General features: G+C 49.1%; 2 protein-coding genes. One reads left to right on the top strand and one right to left on the bottom strand.

The window, feature by feature from the left end; all coding sequences use genetic code 11:
• The first annotated feature begins 613 nt into the window (after positions 1-613).
• Positions 614-1,780: a Fic family protein gene (locus ACJROR_RS05120; RefSeq protein WP_406546155.1), complete on the top strand. Its 1,167-nt coding sequence runs from the start codon at positions 614-616 to the stop codon at positions 1,778-1,780.
• A 199-nt stretch (positions 1,781-1,979) separates the two neighbouring features.
• Here the strand turns inward: ACJROR_RS05120 and tyrS are convergent.
• Positions 1,980-2,576, bottom strand: a 597-nt coding sequence (gene tyrS / locus ACJROR_RS05115) for a tyrosine--tRNA ligase (RefSeq protein WP_406546154.1), incomplete at its 5' end; no start/stop codon positions are given.

The raw sequence follows: 2,576 nt of genomic DNA, 5'->3' as shown, positions 1-2,576 counted from the left end.
AAGGCTATGGAGGGTCTCGGCGCCGCCGGCCTCAAGACGCATTCTGTTCATATTCATCAGGATGGAACCGGCATCTATTGTATTACTCATAATCTGCTCCGTCTGTTATTTGACTCTAACTCTCTCCATAACGCCGCATTATTCCCGGCATCAGGTATTAAGCAAAAAGAGTGCCAGCTGTCATAAAACGTTAAAGCCCGGCGGCAAACAAAACGGGGCCGGAACAGACAGGAAGCCCGGAATACCGGAAACATCCCGCATAAGCCTGCTGAATATAGCACGTCTTTCCCGGCCTTTTAAGAAAACTGGCTTGCTTTTGAAGAGCAACGCAAGAAATTCCGGAAAAAGGCCGCTAACCGGAGGACATGGAGCAAAGCAAGGGAAGATAAAGGTCAGGAAAAGAACATCCCGAAACTCGATTGACGCTGATAAAAGCAATAATGACAGCGCCTTTTCATGGTGGTGCGCTCTTCATGGTGGTGCGTTCTCTATGGCGGTGACAGTTGGGATCTGAATTTATTCTCCTCTGCCTATGCGGAGAATACCATGGTTAATCTCCGCAAAAATTGCGAAGCAAACTACTGCTAATCTCCGCAAATACTGCGGAGATTCCATGTTAAGAAACAGCACTTTCAGATCTTTGCGGGGCTCTATGTACATCTACGACAATCAGGAATGGCCGAACTTCAGATGGGACGAACACGAGTTAGCAAAACCGCTTTTTGAGATCGCTTTTCTGATGGGCAGCATTCTCGGAAAAATGAATTCTCTGAACTTTGCTTTTCAGAAGGAGGTCGTTCTGGAAAGCATGACGGATGAGATCGTTAATTCCAGCATGATTGAAGGAGTGCAGCTGAATTATCAGGAAGCGCGCTCATCGGTTGCCCGTAAGTTTGATATTTCCTCTGTGCCGCAAACGAAAAGCAGTCGTTATGTTGACGGCATTGTGGAAATGATGATGGATGCCCGCTGCAATTATGATGCTGAACTGACCCTGGAGAGACTGTGCGGCTGGCAGGCAGCATTTTTCCCCGGGGCCTTTAATGGCAGGTATCGCATTAAAACCGGGGCGTTACGTGATGATAAACTGGGCCCCATGCAGGTAGTTTCCTCAGCGCATGGCAGGTATAAGGTGCATTTCCAGGCTCCTGATGCGGAAAGGCTTCCGTCCCTCATGAACGAGTTTCTGAAATGGATTGCCAGATCCAGCGGAAATCCTCTTATAAGGGCGGCTCTGGCGCATCTGTGGTTTGTAATTATTCATCCCTTCGAAGACGGGAATGGCAGAGTTGCGAGAGCGATAACTGAGCTTATGTTAGCCCGGGCTGACAAATCCCCCTTCCGTTTTTACAGCATCTCCCGCCAGATTGCCAAGAATAAAAAGGAATATTATTTGATGCTGGAACGAGCCGGAAGAGGAGATCTGGATATCACTGCTTGGCTGCTGTGGTTTTTAAAAACTCTGGGAGAATCCTTGCAGGAATCCTTAAAGCTTATTGATAAAACCGTAATCAAGGCTCTAGCCTGGCAGAAATACAACAGTGTGGCACTTGATGATAATCAGAAAAAAATCGTTAACATGCTGCTGGACGGTTTTGAAGGAAAACTAACTTCAGGGAAATGGGCCAAAATCTGCAAGTGCTCGCAGGATACCGCAATCAGGGCTATCAACTATCTTCTGGAAAACAATATTCTGGAGCGTTGTGGGAACGGCAGAAGCACCCATTATGTTCTTAAAATCATGAATGATGAGAAAGAGAACAGCACTGAAGAAAAGTAGCATTACAGCAAAGACGGCTGCGCTGCCATCCCGCTTCAGTTCTCTTTCTGAGCGGAGCTTTCAGGAGGAGCTCAAAAAAACTGTCCCGAAAAACACAGAGGACAAAACCAAAACGTTTTGCCCTCTTTTTATGCTCTTCGTCATCCTCGGGGTTAGCATTAAACTGCAACAGAGAAGGATGATTGAACAAGAGACTGCGTTAAGACAGCGTCACCTTCGCAAAATGGCGCTTTCCCACCTGCCAGACTGCAGTGCCCGGCTCCACCAGGAAGGCCGGATCGGAAATCACCGCGCCATCGCGCTTCACGGCATTCTGCTTCACCATGCGGAGGCCGTCGGAGGAGGAGGCCACAAGGCCGGCTTCTCTCAGGAACACTCCGATCTTCACGGATTCCCGGCCGTTAAGACTGAGAGACACCTCGGGAACATCATCGGGAATGGCATTCTTGGAGAACCGCGCCACAAAATCAGCCTCGGCCTTGTCAGCGTCCTCGGCGGAATGGAACCTGGCAATAATCTCCTTGGCCAGTCTTACCTTCACATCCCGGGGATTTACCGTCCCGTTCTTTATGCCGTCCTTAAAGCCCTGAATTTCAGCAATGCTGGCCCGGCTCAGGAGATCGTAGTAGTTCCACATCAGATCATCGCTGATGCTCATGATCTTGCCGAACATGTCATTGGGGGCATCATGAACGCCGATATAGTTTCCGGCGCTCTTACTCATCTTCTTAACGCCGTCCAGACCCACCAAGAGGGGCATCATCATCACCACCTGCGGTTCCATGCCCTCCTCCTT

Origin of the sequence: Succinimonas sp. (assembly GCF_045225735.1) — a bacterium.
Lineage (GTDB): Bacteria > Pseudomonadota > Gammaproteobacteria > Enterobacterales > Succinivibrionaceae > Succinimonas.
Note: the sequence above shows the minus strand (reverse complement) of the source record. Positions and strands in the feature narration are given on the sequence as shown.